22 protein-coding genes are annotated in these 16,590 nt (G+C 37.1%); 20 read left to right on the top strand and 2 right to left on the bottom strand.

The annotated features are described in order from the left end of the window. Nucleotides 1–36: 36 nt before the first annotated feature. The 7 genes from A8L44_RS13495 (at nt 37) to A8L44_RS13465 (ending at nt 6,463) form a co-directional block, all read left to right on the top strand. A complete protein-coding gene (locus A8L44_RS13495; protein WP_066107251.1) occupies nt 37–1,182 on the top strand; it encodes a conserved virulence factor C family protein in 1,146 nt (381 codons plus the stop codon). A 202-nt stretch (nt 1,183–1,384) separates the two neighbouring features. Then, entirely contained in the window at nt 1,385–1,816 is a 432-nt protein-coding gene (locus A8L44_RS13490) for a BrxA/BrxB family bacilliredoxin (RefSeq protein WP_066107248.1), read from the top strand. Nucleotides 1,817–1,946: 130 nt separating this feature from the next. Next, nucleotides 1,947–2,723, top strand: coding sequence for a class I SAM-dependent methyltransferase (locus A8L44_RS13485; protein ID WP_066107246.1), 777 nt, complete (start codon nt 1,947–1,949; stop codon nt 2,721–2,723). Nucleotides 2,724–2,810: 87 nt separating this feature from the next. Then, nucleotides 2,811–3,404, top strand: coding sequence for a YpjP family protein (locus A8L44_RS13480; RefSeq protein ID WP_066107243.1), 594 nt, complete (start codon nt 2,811–2,813; stop codon nt 3,402–3,404). A 102-nt stretch (nt 3,405–3,506) separates the two neighbouring features. Beyond that, nucleotides 3,507–4,271 (top strand): TerC family protein, encoded by a 765-nt coding sequence (locus tag A8L44_RS13475; RefSeq protein ID WP_066107240.1) that lies wholly within the window; start codon nt 3,507–3,509, stop codon nt 4,269–4,271. 507 nt (nt 4,272–4,778) lie between these two features. Further along, a complete protein-coding gene (locus tag A8L44_RS13470) occupies nt 4,779–5,489 on the top strand; it encodes an anthrax toxin lethal factor-related metalloendopeptidase (RefSeq protein ID WP_066107232.1) in 711 nt (236 codons plus the stop codon). A 17-nt stretch (nt 5,490–5,506) separates the two neighbouring features. Continuing rightward, nucleotides 5,507–6,463 carry a thymidylate synthase gene (locus tag A8L44_RS13465; protein WP_066107229.1) on the top strand — a complete coding sequence of 319 codons (957 nt, stop codon included), beginning with the start codon at nt 5,507–5,509 and terminating at the stop codon, nt 6,461–6,463. Nucleotides 6,464–6,683: 220 nt separating this feature from the next. Here the strand turns inward: A8L44_RS13465 and A8L44_RS13460 are convergent, their stop codons facing one another. Further along, nucleotides 6,684–7,013 carry a hypothetical protein gene (locus A8L44_RS13460; RefSeq protein WP_066107225.1) on the bottom strand — a complete coding sequence of 110 codons (330 nt, stop codon included), beginning with the start codon at nt 7,011–7,013 and terminating at the stop codon, nt 6,684–6,686. A gap of 283 nt (nt 7,014–7,296) precedes the next feature. On the opposite strand from A8L44_RS13460, the gene A8L44_RS13455 reads away from it, so the two are divergent. The 10 genes from A8L44_RS13455 (at nt 7,297) to A8L44_RS13410 (ending at nt 13,588) form a co-directional block, all read left to right on the top strand. Continuing rightward, nucleotides 7,297–7,557 carry a metal-sensitive transcriptional regulator gene (locus tag A8L44_RS13455; protein WP_066107222.1) on the top strand — a complete coding sequence of 87 codons (261 nt, stop codon included), beginning with the start codon at nt 7,297–7,299 and terminating at the stop codon, nt 7,555–7,557. A 68-nt stretch (nt 7,558–7,625) separates the two neighbouring features. Beyond that, nucleotides 7,626–8,102, top strand: a complete 477-nt coding sequence (locus A8L44_RS13450; RefSeq protein ID WP_066107219.1) for a DsrE/DsrF/DrsH-like family protein — start codon at nt 7,626–7,628, stop codon at nt 8,100–8,102. Between the two features lie 85 nt (nt 8,103–8,187). Next, complete coding sequence (locus A8L44_RS13445) at nt 8,188–8,493, top strand: rhodanese-like domain-containing protein (protein WP_066107216.1); 306 nt, start codon at nt 8,188–8,190, stop codon at nt 8,491–8,493. 37 nt (nt 8,494–8,530) lie between these two features. Continuing rightward, nucleotides 8,531–9,109, top strand: a complete 579-nt coding sequence (locus A8L44_RS13440) for a sulfurtransferase TusA family protein (RefSeq protein ID WP_066107211.1) — start codon at nt 8,531–8,533, stop codon at nt 9,107–9,109. Between the two features lie 2 nt (nt 9,110–9,111). Next, nucleotides 9,112–10,239, top strand: coding sequence for an MBL fold metallo-hydrolase (locus tag A8L44_RS13435; protein WP_066107205.1), 1,128 nt, complete (start codon nt 9,112–9,114; stop codon nt 10,237–10,239). A gap of 22 nt (nt 10,240–10,261) precedes the next feature. After that, nucleotides 10,262–10,489 carry a sulfurtransferase TusA family protein gene (locus A8L44_RS13430; RefSeq protein WP_066107202.1) on the top strand — a complete coding sequence of 76 codons (228 nt, stop codon included), beginning with the start codon at nt 10,262–10,264 and terminating at the stop codon, nt 10,487–10,489. A 64-nt stretch (nt 10,490–10,553) separates the two neighbouring features. Then, nucleotides 10,554–11,333: a sulfite exporter TauE/SafE family protein gene (locus tag A8L44_RS13425; RefSeq protein WP_175354302.1), complete on the top strand. Its 780-nt coding sequence runs from the start codon at nt 10,554–10,556 to the stop codon at nt 11,331–11,333. 229 nt (nt 11,334–11,562) lie between these two features. Beyond that, on the top strand, nt 11,563–12,318 hold the full coding sequence (locus A8L44_RS13420) for an SDR family NAD(P)-dependent oxidoreductase (protein ID WP_066107196.1): 756 nt from the start codon (nt 11,563–11,565) through the stop codon (nt 12,316–12,318). Between the two features lie 12 nt (nt 12,319–12,330). Then, nucleotides 12,331–12,777 (top strand): MarR family winged helix-turn-helix transcriptional regulator, encoded by a 447-nt coding sequence (locus A8L44_RS13415; protein WP_066107193.1) that lies wholly within the window; start codon nt 12,331–12,333, stop codon nt 12,775–12,777. 271 nt (nt 12,778–13,048) lie between these two features. After that, entirely contained in the window at nt 13,049–13,588 is a 540-nt protein-coding gene (locus tag A8L44_RS13410) for a hypothetical protein (RefSeq protein WP_066107189.1), read from the top strand. A gap of 258 nt (nt 13,589–13,846) precedes the next feature. On the opposite strand, the gene A8L44_RS13405 is transcribed toward A8L44_RS13410, so the two are convergent. Further along, a complete protein-coding gene (locus A8L44_RS13405) occupies nt 13,847–14,377 on the bottom strand; it encodes a CotY/CotZ family spore coat protein (RefSeq protein ID WP_066107185.1) in 531 nt (176 codons plus the stop codon). A 121-nt stretch (nt 14,378–14,498) separates the two neighbouring features. Here A8L44_RS13405 and A8L44_RS13400 point away from each other — a divergent pair, with 121 nt between their 5' ends. The 3 genes from A8L44_RS13400 to A8L44_RS13390 all read left to right on the top strand — a co-directional run bounded on the left by A8L44_RS13400 (nt 14,499) and on the right by A8L44_RS13390 (nt 16,490). After that, entirely contained in the window at nt 14,499–14,858 is a 360-nt protein-coding gene (locus A8L44_RS13400; RefSeq protein ID WP_066107182.1) for a DUF1360 domain-containing protein, read from the top strand. A gap of 250 nt (nt 14,859–15,108) precedes the next feature. Continuing rightward, entirely contained in the window at nt 15,109–15,480 is a 372-nt protein-coding gene (locus tag A8L44_RS13395) for a hypothetical protein (RefSeq protein WP_066107177.1), read from the top strand. Between the two features lie 71 nt (nt 15,481–15,551). Then, entirely contained in the window at nt 15,552–16,490 is a 939-nt protein-coding gene (locus tag A8L44_RS13390; RefSeq protein WP_175354301.1) for a glycosyltransferase family protein, read from the top strand. Nucleotides 16,491–16,590 lie beyond the last annotated feature (100 nt).

The following is a 16,590-nucleotide window of genomic DNA, read 5'->3' as shown; positions in this document are numbered from 1 at the left end:
AATCCCCCTAGATAAATAGATCAGGGGGATTTTATGATGAGGATTGTCTCGATTGAGCCGACACCGAGCCCGAATACGATGAAGGTTATCTTAAATGAAGAATTGCCGGCTGGGAAAAGTACGAATTATAAAAAGGATACAATTGATACCGCACCTTCATTTATAAAAGAAATTTTACATATTGAAGGTGTTAAAGGTGTATACCATGTAGCAGACTTCCTGGCAGTTGAAAGAAATGCTAAATATGACTGGCCTGGTATATTGGCACAGGTTCGAACCGTTTTTGGTGAGTCAGTTGAAGACACTGGAACTAATCCAATTAATTCTGACAAAGGATTTGGAGAAGTGAAGGTCCAAATTCAAGTTTTTAAAGGAATCCCTATCCAGATTAAAGCAAATAGTGACCTGGAAGAAAAACGATGGGCTATGCCGAAAGCATTTATGGATGCTTTCCAAAAATCTCAGCTTGAGGATGATAATGCTGTGTTAATCCGTAAATGGAGTGATTTTGGAAATCGTTACGGGGAGCTTGAGCAGATTGGGAAAGAGGTGATGGATGAAATCATCGCCTTATATCCAGAAGAACGGTTAGCGCTGCTTGTTGCAGACGCTCAGGACACCACCACCAAGAAGGCAGAACCCGTTAAGGTGAAAAGAAGAAAGCTAACGGAAGCTGATTTGGATCAGGAAGACTGGAAGGCCAGATTTCAAGCTTTGGATCAGATGGAGGATCCGGATGTTTTGGATCTGCCGCTGCTCAATAAAGCTTTGGAGGATGAAAAAGCATCTATCAGAAGGCTTGCTGTGGTCTATTTAGGAATGATTGAAGACACGATCGTTTTGCCATACTTATATAAGGGACTAAAAGATAAGAGTGTCACGGTCAGAAGAACAGCAGGGGACTGCTTGTCCGATTTAGGCTTCCCAGAAGCTGAGCAGGCTATGATTGAAGCTTTAGCTGATAAAAGTAAGCTAGTACGCTGGAGAGCGGCCATGTACTTGTATGAGGTTGGTGGGGAAAATGCTTTGCCAGCGCTTCGAAAAGCGGAAAATGATGAAGAATTTGAAGTGGCTCTGCAGGCGAAGATGGCCAGTGAGCGTATTAAAAATGGTGATGAAGCCCTTGGGTCTGTATGGAAACAAATGACTGAAGCCAGAAAAAATAACAAGGTTCAAGAATAATAGAGCATATCAGGAAGGCAGTGTCGAATCACTTGGCAGCTGCTTTAGTTGAGCATAGGAAAGAGTATATGCCTCTGTTTAAACGGGGAGTTTACATCTATATTAGGTAATGTTACATACAATATTAGGGAATACATGGATTGCACATGTAAGCTATCTAATGTATCCTACAAATGTAAGACTTTGAATGGGGGAATTATGAATGTCTATGGCATATGAAGAATATATGAGACAAATGGTTAAACCAATGAGAGCAGAGTTGACTGAAGCAGGCTTTGAAGAATTAACGACTTCGGAACAAGTAGATGAATTTATGGAAAAGGCAGAAGGTACTACATTGGTTGTAGTCAACTCCGTATGCGGATGTGCGGGCGGCTTGGCAAGACCGGCTGCAGCAGAAGCAGTAAATGCTGAAATTAAACCGAATCATTTTGTAACAGTCTTTGCCGGTCAGGATAAAGAAGCAACAGCCAGAATGAGAGAATATCTTGGGGAAGTTCCATCTTCACCTTCAATGGCTTTATTAAAAGGAAATGAAGTGGTTCATTTTATTCCAAGACATGAGATTGAAGGACATACTTTAGAAGACGTTAAAGAGAATTTATTAAATGCTTTTTCTGAGTATTGTAAATAAACGTAAGGGAATGCTCACATGAGTATTCCTTTTTTTAATATGAGCCTGAGGGTAAATAAGTTTCTATCGCTTTAGATTTAAAGAAGCCTGCTCAACAAGAAATCTTGCAGATTTTAAAGGAGTTTTTTATGTGTTTGTCACTACGATTGAAAAAACGAATAATGTGCTGAATCAAAAAGCATTAAGAACAGCTGAACAATTAGGGATCCCGTATATTGAACGCAATAAAAGAACGATTAAACAGTTGCAATCTTACTATAACCAACCATGTCTGGTAGTGGGGAAGATCAAAACAGAATTATATGACCTGCATGGAATAGATCCATTATTTTTCCATCCAAATATGGCCGCAGTCCGTATGAAGAGAATTGAGAAAGGGGAAGTGGATCCATTTGTCAGGGCAGCCGGATTAAATCAAGGGATGTCTATTCTTGATTGTACACTTGGTATGGGAGCGGATGCCTTGATTGCCTCTTATATCATAGGGAGTAGCGGGAAAATAACTGCTTTAGAGTTAAATCCGTTTGTTTACTTTGTTATTAAGGAGGGACTGCAAAATTATCCTTTTAAGAATGAGAAATTTGGCGAAGCTGCCGGGAGAATTGAAGCTGTGAACATAGACTATTTAACCTTTCTTAAAAAAGCTGAGGATCGCTCCTATGATGTCGTTTATTTTGATCCAATGTTTACAGAAAGAGTCATTGAAAGTGCTGGAATTCAGTCTTTGAGTTCATTTGCTTCCTACAAGGAGTTAACAGATGAAGCAGTAGTGGAAGCCAAGAGAGTTGCCAAAAAGAGGATTATTCTTAAGGACCATTTCAGGAGTGATCGATTTTCCCGGTTTGGATTTAGCGTTGAAAAAAGAAAAACTGCAAAATTTCATTTTGGTGTGATAGAATTAGAATAGTTAAAAAAATCAAAATTCGCTCTTCCAATATTAATAAAACGGGGTGAAGAAATAGCCCGTTTTGCTGAATAGGCAGGTGATTTTAATTTGAAAAATTGGTCAAGTATTCTTAAGAAATCCTTGGTAGTTGGGCTTTCTGTTTTAAGCTTTGGAATTATATCTCCATCTCAGTATCAGGAATGGTATGAAGGAAGTACTGTCAAAGAAACCAAAAACAATCCTGTTATTGGCCAAACTGATTATGTAAGCAGTGAATCTCCTGTAACGGTATTTAGTCAAAGTGATTTTTTATCGTATGCCATGCTTCGCGCTGAGGAGCAATCCTTTGAAAAGTTTGGGAGTAGAATTGGTCCCCATATAAAAGATGAATTTTATACGAGTGTATTACCGAACATTGAATCCGCCTTGCAGGAATTTTCATCTGATGTACCGGAAGAAAAGCTGCTGAATATGGCGATATCAGAAAAGCCAAGCGGCGGTTTAAGTGAAAAAATATTTCATGTTTATGATCGGGAAACCAATGAAGACCTCATCAGATTTCATGTCAGGAGAGAGAACCCGCCTGGAGAAGGCCATTGGTTTGAATTTCATTACCATACATACAAAGATAATTTTGACGCCCATCACTCGATGGCAAGGATTTATTGGAGTCAAAACACTCCTCCTAAGTGGATTAGCTAAGCAGATCATTAATTGATAGATTACTATTTTCAGGTTAATACGTTGTAATCAACGTATTTTCTTTTTTGTGTTAAAGAAAATAATCAGGAGATGAAGACAACCATGAATGAATTCTTTTCACAGTTAATAGAAACATACGCTATGTTTTTTGATGGGCAGATGTGGATAGAGGTATTGTCTGACCCAGTCAGTTGGGGATTAATTGGTACACTGGTTCTGATGGAGGGCTTGCTATCATCCGATAATGCTCTCGTCCTTGCTGTAATGGTAAAGGATCTTCCGGAAAAACAACGAAAAAGAGCTTTGTTTTATGGGTTGATTGGAGCTTATTTATTCCGTTTCCTAGCTATAGGAGTAGGTGTCTATTTAATTGAAATTTTGTGGGTGAAACTGATTGGAGGAGGTTATCTTGCATGGCTTTCCATTCAGTATTTTTACAAAAAGTATAAACATTTTGAAACGACTCCTGATGTTCCGGACGTAAAAAAATCTGGCTTGCTCAAACGATTGTTCGGTAACTTTTGGGGGACAGTTGCATCCGTAGAGTTGATGGATATCGCATTCTCTGTAGACAGTATACTGGCTGCCTTTGGTGTAAGTAATCAAGTCTGGGTTTTGTTCGTTGGAGGCATATTAGGTGTTTTAATGATGAGGGGTGTGGCAGGTGTATTCTTAAAGTTAATCGATAGAATACCAGAGCTTGAAAGTGCTGCTTATATTTTGATTGCCTTTATCGCTGTTAAAATGGTTGGTTCCAATTTTGGTCTACATATCGATCATACTATGTTCTTTTTCATTATCATTGTGATTTTTGGCGCAACCATTCTGTTGCACTTTTATAAGAGTAGAAAGAATCAGTCGGCATAGAATATGTTAAAAGAATTCCTGATCAGGATATGATCAGGAATTCTTTTAAGAGAGATGAATGAAAATAAAGCCTATGCAAAATCCAAGAGTAATTAGACTATCGAATACCACTAATCTCCAATCTGTCATAGCAGAATACAAATCTTCCATTAATTCGTCATCAAGATTATATTTATCAGGATGGAACCGTATCTTAACCACCTCTCCCTGGATACTTTATTGTAAAAGGGGATTGCTGGAATGCTGTGATGGTGCTGTTTAGCTGCAAACGGTCAGATGAACTTCCATAATTTTTATGACCACTCGTTCACTTCGAAACTCTCATCATATGGTATAATTTTTAATGATTTGTCGAAATGGATATATGCCATTGTTGATAAATGGTTAAACCATACATATACGCCTATCTAGATTTCTTCACGAAGTTTTATACATAACCCTATATATTCTCATTGACTGGTAATAGGGTTTTTATGATATAAAAATTAATCTTCGGAGTGAATTGTGATGAAGGCCAGAAATTTACTTGTATTCATTTTTATATTCATTATGGTAGCCACTCTTATATTATTTCCATTAGGGCAAAATTATGCAGAGTCAGTTTATTTAAAGAATTTATCTGGCTTTGAGAATAAATCATTGGTATCAACTATAATTGTTTTACCTGATGATCAAGATCAATGGGATGAGGCTGAGGTTATTATAGAAAGAATAAGTGGGTTACCTGAAGGCTTACTTCAAGTATTAAAAAAGAATAGAATTAAGATTAAGTTATTTACGGGAGCATTGACGGATCAACGGGAGGCTGCCCATTTAAAAGGAGTTCAGCCAAGAGGGTATTCCTCGAAAAATTGGGATGAAGTACCCGGAATGGGTGGCAGTAAAACAGTCTTAGTAAAAATCGGGCACAGTGAAAAAGGAGCGGGCCATGGTTCAACTAATCTAGAACTACATGAGCTTGGACATTCAGTCGATCAAATTATATTGAATAATATTAGTGAAACGGGCTACTTTCAAAATGCTTGGTTAAAAGAAGTGCAACAACTATTCCCGAATCAAGCATACTTTATTGATTATCCAGAGGAGTACTTTGCTGAGGTTTTTGCGATGTATTACTTCAATCAAGAAACTAAAGCAGAATGTTTGGAAAAGGCCCCTCTCACATACGAAATCATAAAAAATATTGAAAAGAATGGGTACACAGTAAAAGAACAATAAAATAGGAGGATCAACAAATGGTGAAAAATGAACAGGCCTATTTAAATCTTTGCCAGCATGTTCTAAATAACGGGACAAAAAAAGAAGACCGTACAGGGACAGGTACAATCTCTGTATTCGGCCACCAAATGAGATTTAATCTGAAGGATGGTTTTCCATTATTAACAACCAAAAGAGTACCATTTCGCTTGATTGCAAGTGAATTACTGTGGTTTATTAACGGAGATACGAATATCAAGTTTTTGCTTCAGCATAATAATAATATTTGGAATGAATGGGCATTTAAAAAATGGGTTGAAAGCTCAGAGTATAAAGGTCCTGATATGACTGATTTTGGTATTCGTTCTTTACAGGATGAAAATTTTAATCAATTATATTTGGAACAAATGGATTTATTTAAAGAGAAAATCTTAAATGATGATGCCTTTGCGGCGAAGTATGGAGAGCTTGGCAATGTATACGGGAAACAATGGAGAGAATGGAAGACGTCAACAGGTGAAACGATTGACCAGCTTAAAGATGTGATTGAACAAATTAAAAGAAACCCATCTTCCAGAAGATTGATTGTATCTGCATGGAATCCGGAGGATGTACCAACTATGGCTTTGCCGCCATGTCACAGTTTATTCCAGTTTCATGTGGCAGACGGCAAGCTGTCCTGCCAGCTGTATCAAAGAAGTGCAGACATCTTCCTCGGTGTACCATTTAATATTGCCAGCTATGCATTGCTGACTCATTTAATTGCAGCTGAATGTGGTCTGGAGGTTGGTGAATTTGTCCATACTCTTGGTGATGCACATATCTATTTAAACCATGTAGAACAAGTGAAGACTCAATTGGAAAGAGAACCAAGATCGCTTCCTGAGCTGGTGATTGACTCTTCATTTACAAGTATTTTTGATATGAATCTGGATCAAATAAAAATTGAAGGATATGACCCGCATCCAACGATCAAAGCACCGATTGCTGTTTAATTTAGAGTGCTTACGGACAGCCTCATAACTGATAGCAAAAAGGCGTACAGAATAGTGATATTCTGTACGCCTTTTTATATAAAACTGCAGGGATATGAGTTTGTTTCATAATTTCAAAAAGTAATGAGTACTCGAATCTTATCTATTCATTTATCGGGTGGAAATAATAGAGTTATTGTGATGCAATTGGATTAGACTAAAGGGTTACTCAGTTACTAAGTCACTTAATTAAGTGGATATGGTGAAACGAACTTTGTATTTCATTCCAATATTCCGGATAGGTATCCGTAAATTTTTGGAAAGCTTCGTGAAGATTTATTACTAAATAATCATAAGTAACCTTACGATCTTTTCTGGTTTTTTTTAAATCAAAATATAAGGCAAACGGGCGTGTATAATAGCTGGTAAGCTGATGGGGATTTAAGGTTGCAATTTCTATATTTTTTTGACAGATAAAATCATTGACAGATTTTAATGGGCAATGTTTCACAAAATTTGGGACTTGGATAATAGGACATTTCTCATCCAATAATATAATACCTCTATACATAAATTTCTCCTTGAAAAATCAAACAAAGTTAAGCATAGTATGGCCAAATTTTTTAAAAATATACGGTTTGCTAGTGTTTAAAAAGCCCATAACATAAACAAATACATGGCAACTAATGAATATAAAATATGAATCTAAGCAGGTACTTTTAATCTAGAATGTCAGTATTTTTTTAGGGCATGAAAGGATGTGAAGAATTTATTGAGCATTCTGATTGACCAATTACCCATAGGGGTATACGATGGGCATATCGATATAATACAACTGAGAGGGGGAATGATGAATGAATTATGATGATAAAACGAAAGTGAGATTAAGAAGAATGGAAGGTCAGCTTCGTGGCATACAACGTATGATGGATGAAGGACAGGATTGTAAGGATGTGATCACCCAGCTTTCAGCGGTACGTTCCGGAATAGAGCGAACAATTGGTATCGTCGTCAGTGAAAACTTAATTGAATGTGTACGTGCGATTGATGGAGATGAGGAACAGATGAATGAATTAATTGGACAGGCGGTAAACTTGCTCGTTAAAAGCAGATAACAGGAAAAGATTATATTTTTTTACAATAATAAATACCTATAGGGGTATATGTATTCTAAGGAGGAGCAATGGAACAGAAATCAACTAATATCATTTTATTCAGCGGGGATTATGATAAGGCGATGGCCGCCTATATTATTGCAAACGGAGCGGCTGCCTATGACCATGAAGTGACAATCTTCCATACATTTTGGGGAATCAATGCATTACGTAAACAGGAGCCAATGAAAGTAAAGAAAAGCCTCCTTGAGAAAATGTTTGGCTTTATGATGCCAAGAGGTGCTGAAAAACTAGCGCTTTCTAAAATGAATATGATGGGCATGGGACCAAAAATGATTAAGCATGTCATGAAGAAACATAATGCACTCACCTTAACAGATTTGATTGACATGGCACAGGAACAAGAGATCAAGCTAGTTTCGTGCACAATGACAATGGATTTATTGGGTCTAAAAAAAGAAGAGTTGCTGGATGACGTTCATTATGCCGGAGTTGCCGCCTATCTTGCAGACGCAGAAAATGGAGCAGTCAACTTGTTTATTTAAATTCAAGTAAGATCTGTTAGTAAGATCTGTTAGTTTTCTAAGGTTTAATTTAATACTTGTAAGGATTTGAGGAAGGGTGAGCTAAATGAAGGAAATTACAGCAAGAGAAGTTCAAGAACGCTTAGAAGCAGGGAAGCTACTAAATTTAATTGACGTACGAGAGCAAGAAGAGGTGGCTGAGGCTCATATTGAAGGCATTATCCATATTCCGCTTAGTGAGCTTCAGGACCGTATTGGTGTACTGGATAAAAATAAGGAATACATTCTCGTGTGCCGTTCAAGCGCTCGAAGTGGCAATGCTGCCTCTTATCTGGAATCGATTGGATTTCAGGCAACTAATATGGTTGGAGGTATGCTTGTTTGGAAAGGGAAGACGGTCAAAAATTTTTAAACAATAATATACCCTATGGAGTATAGGAGGTCTCATAATGTCAATCAAAGCAGATGTTCACTTGGACGCAAAAGGACTCGCGTGCCCAATGCCTATCGTGAAAACGAAGAAAGCGATGAAAGAATTAGCTGTGGGCAAGGTATTGAAAATTACGGCAACAGATAAGGGATCAAAGGCCGATCTTGCTGCCTGGGCGGGATCAGCTGGCCATGAATATATTGGTACAAATGAAGATGGCGAAATCCTTATTCATTATATCCGTAAGGGTGGTGCAGATAGCGAGGTTGATAAACCATTTGAACGAACAATAACAAATGAAGATCTTGCAACAAGTGAGGGTATCATTTTAGATGTTCGTGAGGAAGCCGAGTATGCCTTTGGGCATGTGCCTCAGGCAAAGTCAATTCCTCTTGGGGAATTGGAGGAAAGAATGAGTGAACTAGATTCCAATCAAAATATTTACGTCATTTGCCGTACAGGCAGACGTAGTGAACTAGCTGCTCACAAACTTGTCGAAAGCGGATTTCAAAAAGTATTCAATGTATTCCCTGGCATGAAAGATTGGAAAGGCGAATTAATAAAAGAAACGAATAAAATCACGTCAGGAGGTAACTGAAAATGAAAGTTTTGAAATGGACAGCTACCGATGTGGCTAAATATGTGATTGAACATAAGGACTTATTTATTTTGGATGTTCGTAATCAAGATGCATTTAAGGATTGGAAGATTGAGGCTAAGAGCTTTGAATATATGAATATACCTTATTTTGAATTACTAGATGGTGTAGAGGAAATTCTTTCTGAAATCCCGGTGAATAAAGAAGTTCTTGTAGTATGTGCAAAAGAAGGATCATCTGTCATGGTTGCTGAAATGCTGGCAGAGGCTGGCCGACCTGTTGCCTATTTGGAAGGTGGTATGAAGGCATGGAGTATGCACCTTGAGCCTGTAAAGGTAGATGATTTGAAAGGTGGAGGAGAGATCTATCAATTTGTACGCCTTGGCAAAGGCTGTCTCTCCTATATGGTCATCTCTGGTGAGGAAGCGGCAATCATCGATGCAGTCCGATTCACGGATGTATTTATCGACTTTGCCAGAGAAAAGGGAGTGAAAATCAAGCATGTATTTGACACACACTTGCATGCTGATCATATCTCTGGTGGGCGCCAAATTGCTGAACAGACAGGTGCACAGTATTATCTTCCACAGCAGGATGCTGAGGAAGTTGTATATAATTATACGCCATTAACAGACGGGTTAACGGTGAAGCTTGGCGAATCAGAGATTGAAGTCAATGCTATATACTCACCGGGGCATACAATCGGCTCCACTTCTTTTGTCATTGGCGGAAGTTACTTACTTACGGGGGATATTCTTTTCATCGATTCAATTGGGCGCCCGGATTTAGCTGGTCTTGCCGAGGATTGGATGGACGATTTACGTGAAACATTGTATGAACGATACCGTGTGCTTGCGGATGAATTAATTGTCCTTCCTGCTCATTTCATGATTATGGATGAAGTAAACGAAGACGGTACTGTTGCCAAACGGCTTAGAACTTTGCTGACTGAAAATCATGGTTTAAATATTGATAATGAAAATGAATTCCGTAAGATAGTCACAGAAAATCTGCCACCGCAGCCAAATGCATATGAGCAAATCCGTCAAGTGAATATGGGTAAAATTATACCCGAACTAGATGAACAAACTGAAATGGAAATTGGTCCAAACCGCTGTGCAGTTCGCTAATTTAACAAAGGGAGAGATTGATATGAAAATCACTAAAACATTAGATGCAAAAGGGCTGGCTTGCCCAATGCCAATTGTTAGAACAAAGAAGGCAATAGCAGCAATTCAATCCGGAGAGGTACTGGAGGTACTTGCCACAGATAAGGGTGCGTTGAACGACTTTACCGCATGGTCTAAATCTGGCGGGCACACCATCGTAGAGCAAACAGAAGAAGCCGGAGTACTGAAATTCTATATTCAGAAGGCATAAGAATATAGCGGACATCCGTAACTTTGGAAGTCCGCTTTTTTTATTGGAAAGGAGTGTAATGCATATGGATATTTTATTTTTAGTAGTTATTTTTATGATAGGTTTCGTAGGTTCTTTTATCTCAGGGATGCTGGGAGTTGGCGGTTCAATCATCAAATACCCGATGCTCTTATATATTCCGCCATTATTTGGTCTTATCGCATTTAGTCCGCATGAAGTTTCGGGTATTAGTGCAGTCCAAGTATTATTTGCCTCCATTTCGGGTGTCTGGGCTTATCGGAAGGGCGGTTACTTAAACAAGCAGCTCATTCTTTATATGGGGGGATCCATCCTGGCGGGAAGTTTTATAGGAAGCTATGGTTCTCTATTTTTATCAGAAAGTGCTGTCAATATTGTATATGCTCTGTTGGCTGTTATCGCGGCAATTATGATGTTTATTCCTAAAAAACAAATTGATGGGCAACCACTTAAAGAAGTTACGTTTAACAAGCCACTCGCCACCATTCTTGCCTTTATTGTAGGGATTTCTTCAGGAATTGTTGGTGCAGCAGGAGGATTTATGCTTGTACCAATCATGCTTGTTGTTCTAAAAATACCAACAAGAATGACAATCGCGACAAGCCTTGCGGTTACATTCATTTCCTCTGTCGGTGGAAGCACTGGTAAGATTCTGACAGGACAAGTTGATTATGGACCAGCTTTGATCATGATAATCGCAAGTATCATTGCTGCACCACTTGGAGCAAGGGTGAGCAAATCAATGAATACAAAAGTTTTGCAGTGGATTCTTGCAGTCATCATTGCAGCTACAGCGGTTAAGCTTTGGATGGATATCCTTATGTAAGTAAAGTGCTCAATCAGTAAATGTGTATTATGTTAAAAGCAAATTAATTATGAAGCAAGAAAGCTCATATAGGTTTCTTGCTTTTATTATGCGAGCACGTTTTATTTTATGAAGAAGTTTTTATAAATGAAAAACCAAGCAAGCTATTAAAAATGAAAGCGTATTAGTTTATTAATAAATAGTTTATTGTTAAAATATAGTTTAATAAGAAAATAAAGGGGAAATTGTTATGGGGAAACTTCAAGAAAAAGTTGTCATTATTACAGGTGGTGCGGGAGGTATTGGGCTTGGTATGGCGAAAGCAATGGCCAAGGAAGGTGCTATCCTCGCGATTGTCGATGTAAATGAAGAAACAGGCAAAGCGGCGGAAAAAATTCTGCAGGACATCTCTCCAAACTCCATGTTTGTGAAAGCTAATTTAATGGATCGTGAAAACTTACCAAATATTATTCAAACAGTTGTGGATAAGTATGGCAAACTGGATGTGTTAGTCAATAATGCACATGCATGTAAACAAAAATTATTTGAAGAGATTACACATGAGGACTTAGAGCTGTCACTTGGAACAGGATTCTTTCCTACATTCTACTTGATGCAGGCAGCCCTTCCTTATTTGAAGGAAACAAAAGGAAACATTATTAACTTTGCCTCTGGAGCGGGTATTAATGGTGACCAAACACAAGCTGCCTATGCAGCTGCGAAAGAAGCTATCCGCGGAATCACTCGTGTTGCCGCTAATGAATGGGGACGCTATGGTATTAATGTTAACCTGATCAGTCCGATTGCTGATTCTGAAGGCGTACGTACATGGGCAAAAGCGCAGCCGGAATACTACCAGGCTGTTGTGAATAAAATTCCGCTTGGCCGCTTCGGCGATGTAGAGGAAGATATCGGCCGTGTGGCAGTCTTCCTAGCGAGCGCAGACTCTCAATATATTACTGGGCAAACCATCATGGTCGATGGTGGAGCAACTATGCTTCGTTAAGAAGTGATGATGATGGAACAAGATAATCTATTTGACTTAATTCATTCCATTGAACAAGTCTCCAATGAGCACATCGTGGATTTCACGTCGCGTTACTCTTATCCAATCGGTGTATCGGCAGTACTCGTTCTGGCTGAACTTAGTGATAGCAAGACATTAAGGCAAAGTGAACTCGCTGATATGCTTGGCTACACCAAAGGAGCAGTCACGCATATTGCCTCAAAACTCGTTCATTTTGAGCTGGCTGAGCGGCTATATGATGAAGGAGATCGACGCACTGTTTATTTAAAGATTACCGAGCAGGGATGTATAGCTTTAAACGAGGCCCAAAAGATTGGTGAATCGATTTTTTTAGAACTATTCGAGGTACTTTCCAAAGATGAACTGCTTGAATATTTGCGCCTTCAACAGAAATTGCTAGAGGGGATGAAGAACAGGCGGTTATCTGGGAAGAAGTGAGAAAATAAAGAGAACAAGGCCGATTGCTTTAACTTGCAATCGGCTTTTCTGTGTCGATAGGGTGAGTTTCTATCCTTAAAGCATAAGAAGATAAGGTTACCACTGTTATAACAAAAACAAGACGTAAACCAATTCACACCTCACTTCTTGTCTCAGAAAATGTGTCTTTTAGGCTAAATGATAAGGCTTGTTTGTTACAACTAATTTGTCAAAGGACAAAGGCCATATGCATACATATAAAAATGACCCATTAAGGAAAGGAAGAAAAACAATGAATGATAATGAAATGGAAAATAATAAAAAAGAACCGATATTTTATATTATCCAACCAGTGAATAAAGGTAAATTGATTGCTCAGAATATGCAGGAAGTTTATCACAGTAAGGGAAGTATCAAAGAAAAAGAGGATAATAAATTACAAGAAGAATATAGTCTACAAGAGGACGAAGCAGCTGTAAAAAATGAACTTACAGAGAAGTTGCATGAAGAAGCATTAAAAAAAGATACTGATAATATCACAGAAAATTTGTTTATAGGAAAAACAAGCCAAGGTGAAGAAGATTTCAAGTCGGATGAAAATATTGAGGTTCAAGTCGAAAGTGATCCTCTAAAAGATGATCTTCGTATGAAATTAATAAGGTTAGCAAGGTATCCATCAGTAGTGGAGAAGCCTTTCTGTGAAATAAAAATTGAGGGAGAAACCCTTGTTGGGCAAATAGAGAGTAAACGTGGAGAATTTTTAAAGGTAAAAGTAGATGAAAAAATTAGATTAATTGCCATAGATGATGTTGATGAACTTTCTATTATATAGATTAAACATAACAATGACCTTATTTTTCTTGAAATTGAAAAATAGGTCATCTTTTTATGAATATGTTGGCTATCGCCTAATCAAAAAAAGGTAAATTTCATAAGATGTATCAGAAGGAAAGGATAAGCCTAAAGAGGATAAGCCTAAAGATAATAAATCGAATCAAAAGTGAAGGTAATAAAAATCAAACACAAAAAGAAAACCTGAGGAGATACCCCCAGGCTGTAAATATATGAAAGTAAATTATAACCTGCCAGTTTATTTACAATCATGATGGATAGCTACAGGACAAAGGCAAGTAACTGCACCAAACATCTTCAAATCAACAGTAATATAAGCATCGGTTCCTTCGAGTTCCTCAAAATAATGATCTTCTTTATGATTATCTTTATAATCATCTTTATGATTTTCATAATGATGGTCATCTGAGTCTATACCTTTTGGAAAATGATCTTTTTTCTTTAATAATTCTAAGGTTGCACAACAAGAATCAGAATCAACATTGTCGATGCGGAAAATTTTGGATTCAACAAAATAACATTTTCCCTTCTTTTTAGTTGTTCCATGCCCCTCAAATAGTTTTCCGGTGTTAAATACAGTAAGCATAATTGGAATCGTGTTATATTTGTATCCTCCAAAAAGTTTACCATTATTTAATTCGTTAATTGCTCTTTCGCAGCCTTTTCCAAGAGTTTCTTCATCGGGTTTTACTAAATCTTGAGCTTCCACAATAGCTAGTAAAGTATCACAAATACAACTGGATGTTTCAAATTCAGAACCGCAGCTCATATCTTCTCCTCCTTGATGAAATCATTTCTCTAACAGGTTATGAAAATAAGAGTATAGTTGTTTGAGTATATAGCCTATTTTTAAATGTATTTATAAAAATTGAAGAAAAAGGGGATTAATAATGGAGCTAGATATTGTAAAAATATTCATAATAGGATTAGCAGCTTTTCGATTAACACGCCTATTTGTGTTTGATAAAATCACTGAATTTATCAGAAAGCCATTTTTTGAGGAAATCAGTGAAGTCGATAAAGAAGGCAATGAAATCATTTTTTATATAGTTAAAGAAAAGGGGATTAAACATTTTTTCGGAGAATTACTAAGTTGTCATTGGTGTACTGGAATATGGGTTAGTATAGGCTTAGTAATGGTCGATTATTATATTCCAGTAGTTAGCTATTTTTTATTGATGGTTTTGTCTGTAGCTGGGATTGGTTCGGTAATTGAAACAATTATTGGAAAGTTAAATTCAGAAGAATAAATATTACTTCAGTTAAGAAGTTGCGTAAAGCTTCGATAAAAGTTTAATTTTCTAATGATTCATAAGGTGACCTCTAAAAGTTAGATTTCAACTCTAACTTTTAGGGTGAAGTACATCATCAATAAAAATGGTCATTTTACATAATAAATTCTTTAAAAGTTATAGGACAAGCAAACAAGCTATCATAGAAAATCTCCATATAATTAAATTACGGCTAATTATAGCTGAAACATATGTGAGGTGAACAAAAATGGCAGAGTGGAACCCTGAATCTAAGCAGACTCCATCTGGAGCTATTACAAGTGCTTCCTTAAAACAACTGTTAACAGAGTATATAACAGCGACTCAAGAAATGGCCAGGAATAATTCTGAATCGACCCTATCAAGGTCTATTGCAAGAGTATCCTTTAGACAGCTACTACGACATTATTTAAGAACGGGTCAAGAAATTGCAGAAGTTCATGTCAATAGATCTCAATTTAATGGAGAACCTGATTTAACTAATGTACAAGTTGTTAATGTAGGCAATGATTATGCTGAATTTAGACAAGTTGATTCTTCATTTGGAGGAAGGACATTTATCGTAAGATTTAATCAAATCACTTCTCTTGAACTTCCTTAAGTTATTTAAAGATAATGTGGCTTCATGTGGTTTTTATAAACACATGAAGCCGCTTTAAGGAGGATATGCGTTTGATTAAACAATTAACCATTTTATTTATTACAAAAAGGTTCCATAATCGGGTTAATAAAAGTACAGAATACTTTGTCTCAGAACTTCAAAAACAATGTAACTTATATATATGGGAAAATGATGGTGATTTAAGCGGAATACTTAGTAGACTGCCGCAGTCACCTTCATTTATTCTTTTAAATGATTTTAAGTCGGATTATACACCTACAATACGTGGTATAAGGGATACCTCTATACCTGTAGGGGCTATAATACATGAGATTAAATATAAACCTTACCGTCGCAGACTGTTTTATGAGCGGGAGTACATTCAGCATATTTTTACACATTATAGGGATGCAAGCAACCGTATCCTCCCCGAATTAAAGGAACGGTACATTTGGATGCCCCATTTTGTTCCACTTGATATTTTCAGAGACTATGGGCAAGAGCGGGATATTGACTGTTTAATGATGGGGATTCTAATCAAAAGGGTATATCCAAAACGATTTGCTATGTATGAGCAGTTGTTAAATTATCCAGGCTTTAAGTATTTCGATCATCCAGGTTATGGAGAATTACCAGCAAATTCGAATCGTTTAACAGGAATAACATATGCCAAAGAATTATCAAGAGCAAAAATATTTGTAACATGTGATTCTGTTGAAAAGCTGCCTCTTATGAAATATTTCGAATGCCTGGCCTGCAAAACATTATTGATGGGAACGGGATCAAATGAGTTAAAAGAATTGGGGTTTATTGATGGGGAAACATTTGTTGAAGTAGATGAATATAATGTACTTGAAAAAGTGAATTATTATTTAGAGCATGAAGAGGAAAGAAAACAAATAATTGATAAAGGCTATAAATTAGTTGCAGAAAGACACTCTGTGGAAAAGAGAGTAGAGGAATTTCTGTTTACGGTAAATGAAATTATTTCGAATAGAAGAGATAGATAAGGATATGAACACCTTATCTATATCTGTGGCTGTCGACAAAATCGGCAGCTGTTTTTTTGCCGGAAATAATTTAAAAAAATTAGTTTAGCAGTTCTAAATA

Origin of the sequence: Bacillus sp. FJAT-27986 (assembly GCF_001685035.1) — a bacterium.
GTDB lineage: Bacteria > Bacillota > Bacilli > Bacillales > Pradoshiaceae > Pradoshia.
This window is presented reverse-complemented; position numbering and strand designations above follow the sequence as displayed.

Bases quoted from the DNA above. Each gene is read 5' to 3' on its own strand.
- A8L44_RS13415 (WP_066107193.1), top strand. From the start codon at position 12,331: ATGGAACAAGATAATCTATTTGACTTAATTCATTCCATTGAACAAGTC.
- A8L44_RS13400 (WP_066107182.1), top strand. From the start codon at position 14,499: ATGGAGCTAGATATTGTAAAAATATTCATAATAGGATTAGCAGCTTTT.
- A8L44_RS13445 (WP_066107216.1), top strand. From the start codon at position 8,188: ATGAAGGAAATTACAGCAAGAGAAGTTCAAGAACGCTTAGAAGCAGGG.
- A8L44_RS13435 (WP_066107205.1), top strand. From the start codon at position 9,112: ATGAAAGTTTTGAAATGGACAGCTACCGATGTGGCTAAATATGTGATT.
- A8L44_RS13420 (WP_066107196.1), top strand. From the start codon at position 11,563: ATGGGGAAACTTCAAGAAAAAGTTGTCATTATTACAGGTGGTGCGGGA.
- A8L44_RS13495 (WP_066107251.1), top strand. From the start codon at position 37: ATGAGGATTGTCTCGATTGAGCCGACACCGAGCCCGAATACGATGAAG.
- A8L44_RS13405 (WP_066107185.1), bottom strand. From the start codon at position 14,377: ATGAGCTGCGGTTCTGAATTTGAAACATCCAGTTGTATTTGTGATACT.
- A8L44_RS13450 (WP_066107219.1), top strand. From the start codon at position 7,626: ATGGAACAGAAATCAACTAATATCATTTTATTCAGCGGGGATTATGAT.
- A8L44_RS13460 (WP_066107225.1), bottom strand. From the start codon at position 7,013: ATGTATAGAGGTATTATATTATTGGATGAGAAATGTCCTATTATCCAA.
- A8L44_RS13395 (WP_066107177.1), top strand. From the start codon at position 15,109: ATGGCAGAGTGGAACCCTGAATCTAAGCAGACTCCATCTGGAGCTATT.
- A8L44_RS13410 (WP_066107189.1), top strand. From the start codon at position 13,049: ATGAATGATAATGAAATGGAAAATAATAAAAAAGAACCGATATTTTAT.
- A8L44_RS13490 (WP_066107248.1), top strand. From the start codon at position 1,385: ATGTCTATGGCATATGAAGAATATATGAGACAAATGGTTAAACCAATG.
- A8L44_RS13430 (WP_066107202.1), top strand. From the start codon at position 10,262: ATGAAAATCACTAAAACATTAGATGCAAAAGGGCTGGCTTGCCCAATG.
- A8L44_RS13455 (WP_066107222.1), top strand. From the start codon at position 7,297: ATGAATTATGATGATAAAACGAAAGTGAGATTAAGAAGAATGGAAGGT.
- A8L44_RS13470 (WP_066107232.1), top strand. From the start codon at position 4,779: ATGAAGGCCAGAAATTTACTTGTATTCATTTTTATATTCATTATGGTA.
- A8L44_RS13465 (WP_066107229.1), top strand. From the start codon at position 5,507: ATGGTGAAAAATGAACAGGCCTATTTAAATCTTTGCCAGCATGTTCTA.
- A8L44_RS13425 (WP_175354302.1), top strand. From the start codon at position 10,554: ATGGATATTTTATTTTTAGTAGTTATTTTTATGATAGGTTTCGTAGGT.
- A8L44_RS13475 (WP_066107240.1), top strand. From the start codon at position 3,507: ATGAATGAATTCTTTTCACAGTTAATAGAAACATACGCTATGTTTTTT.
- A8L44_RS13440 (WP_066107211.1), top strand. From the start codon at position 8,531: ATGTCAATCAAAGCAGATGTTCACTTGGACGCAAAAGGACTCGCGTGC.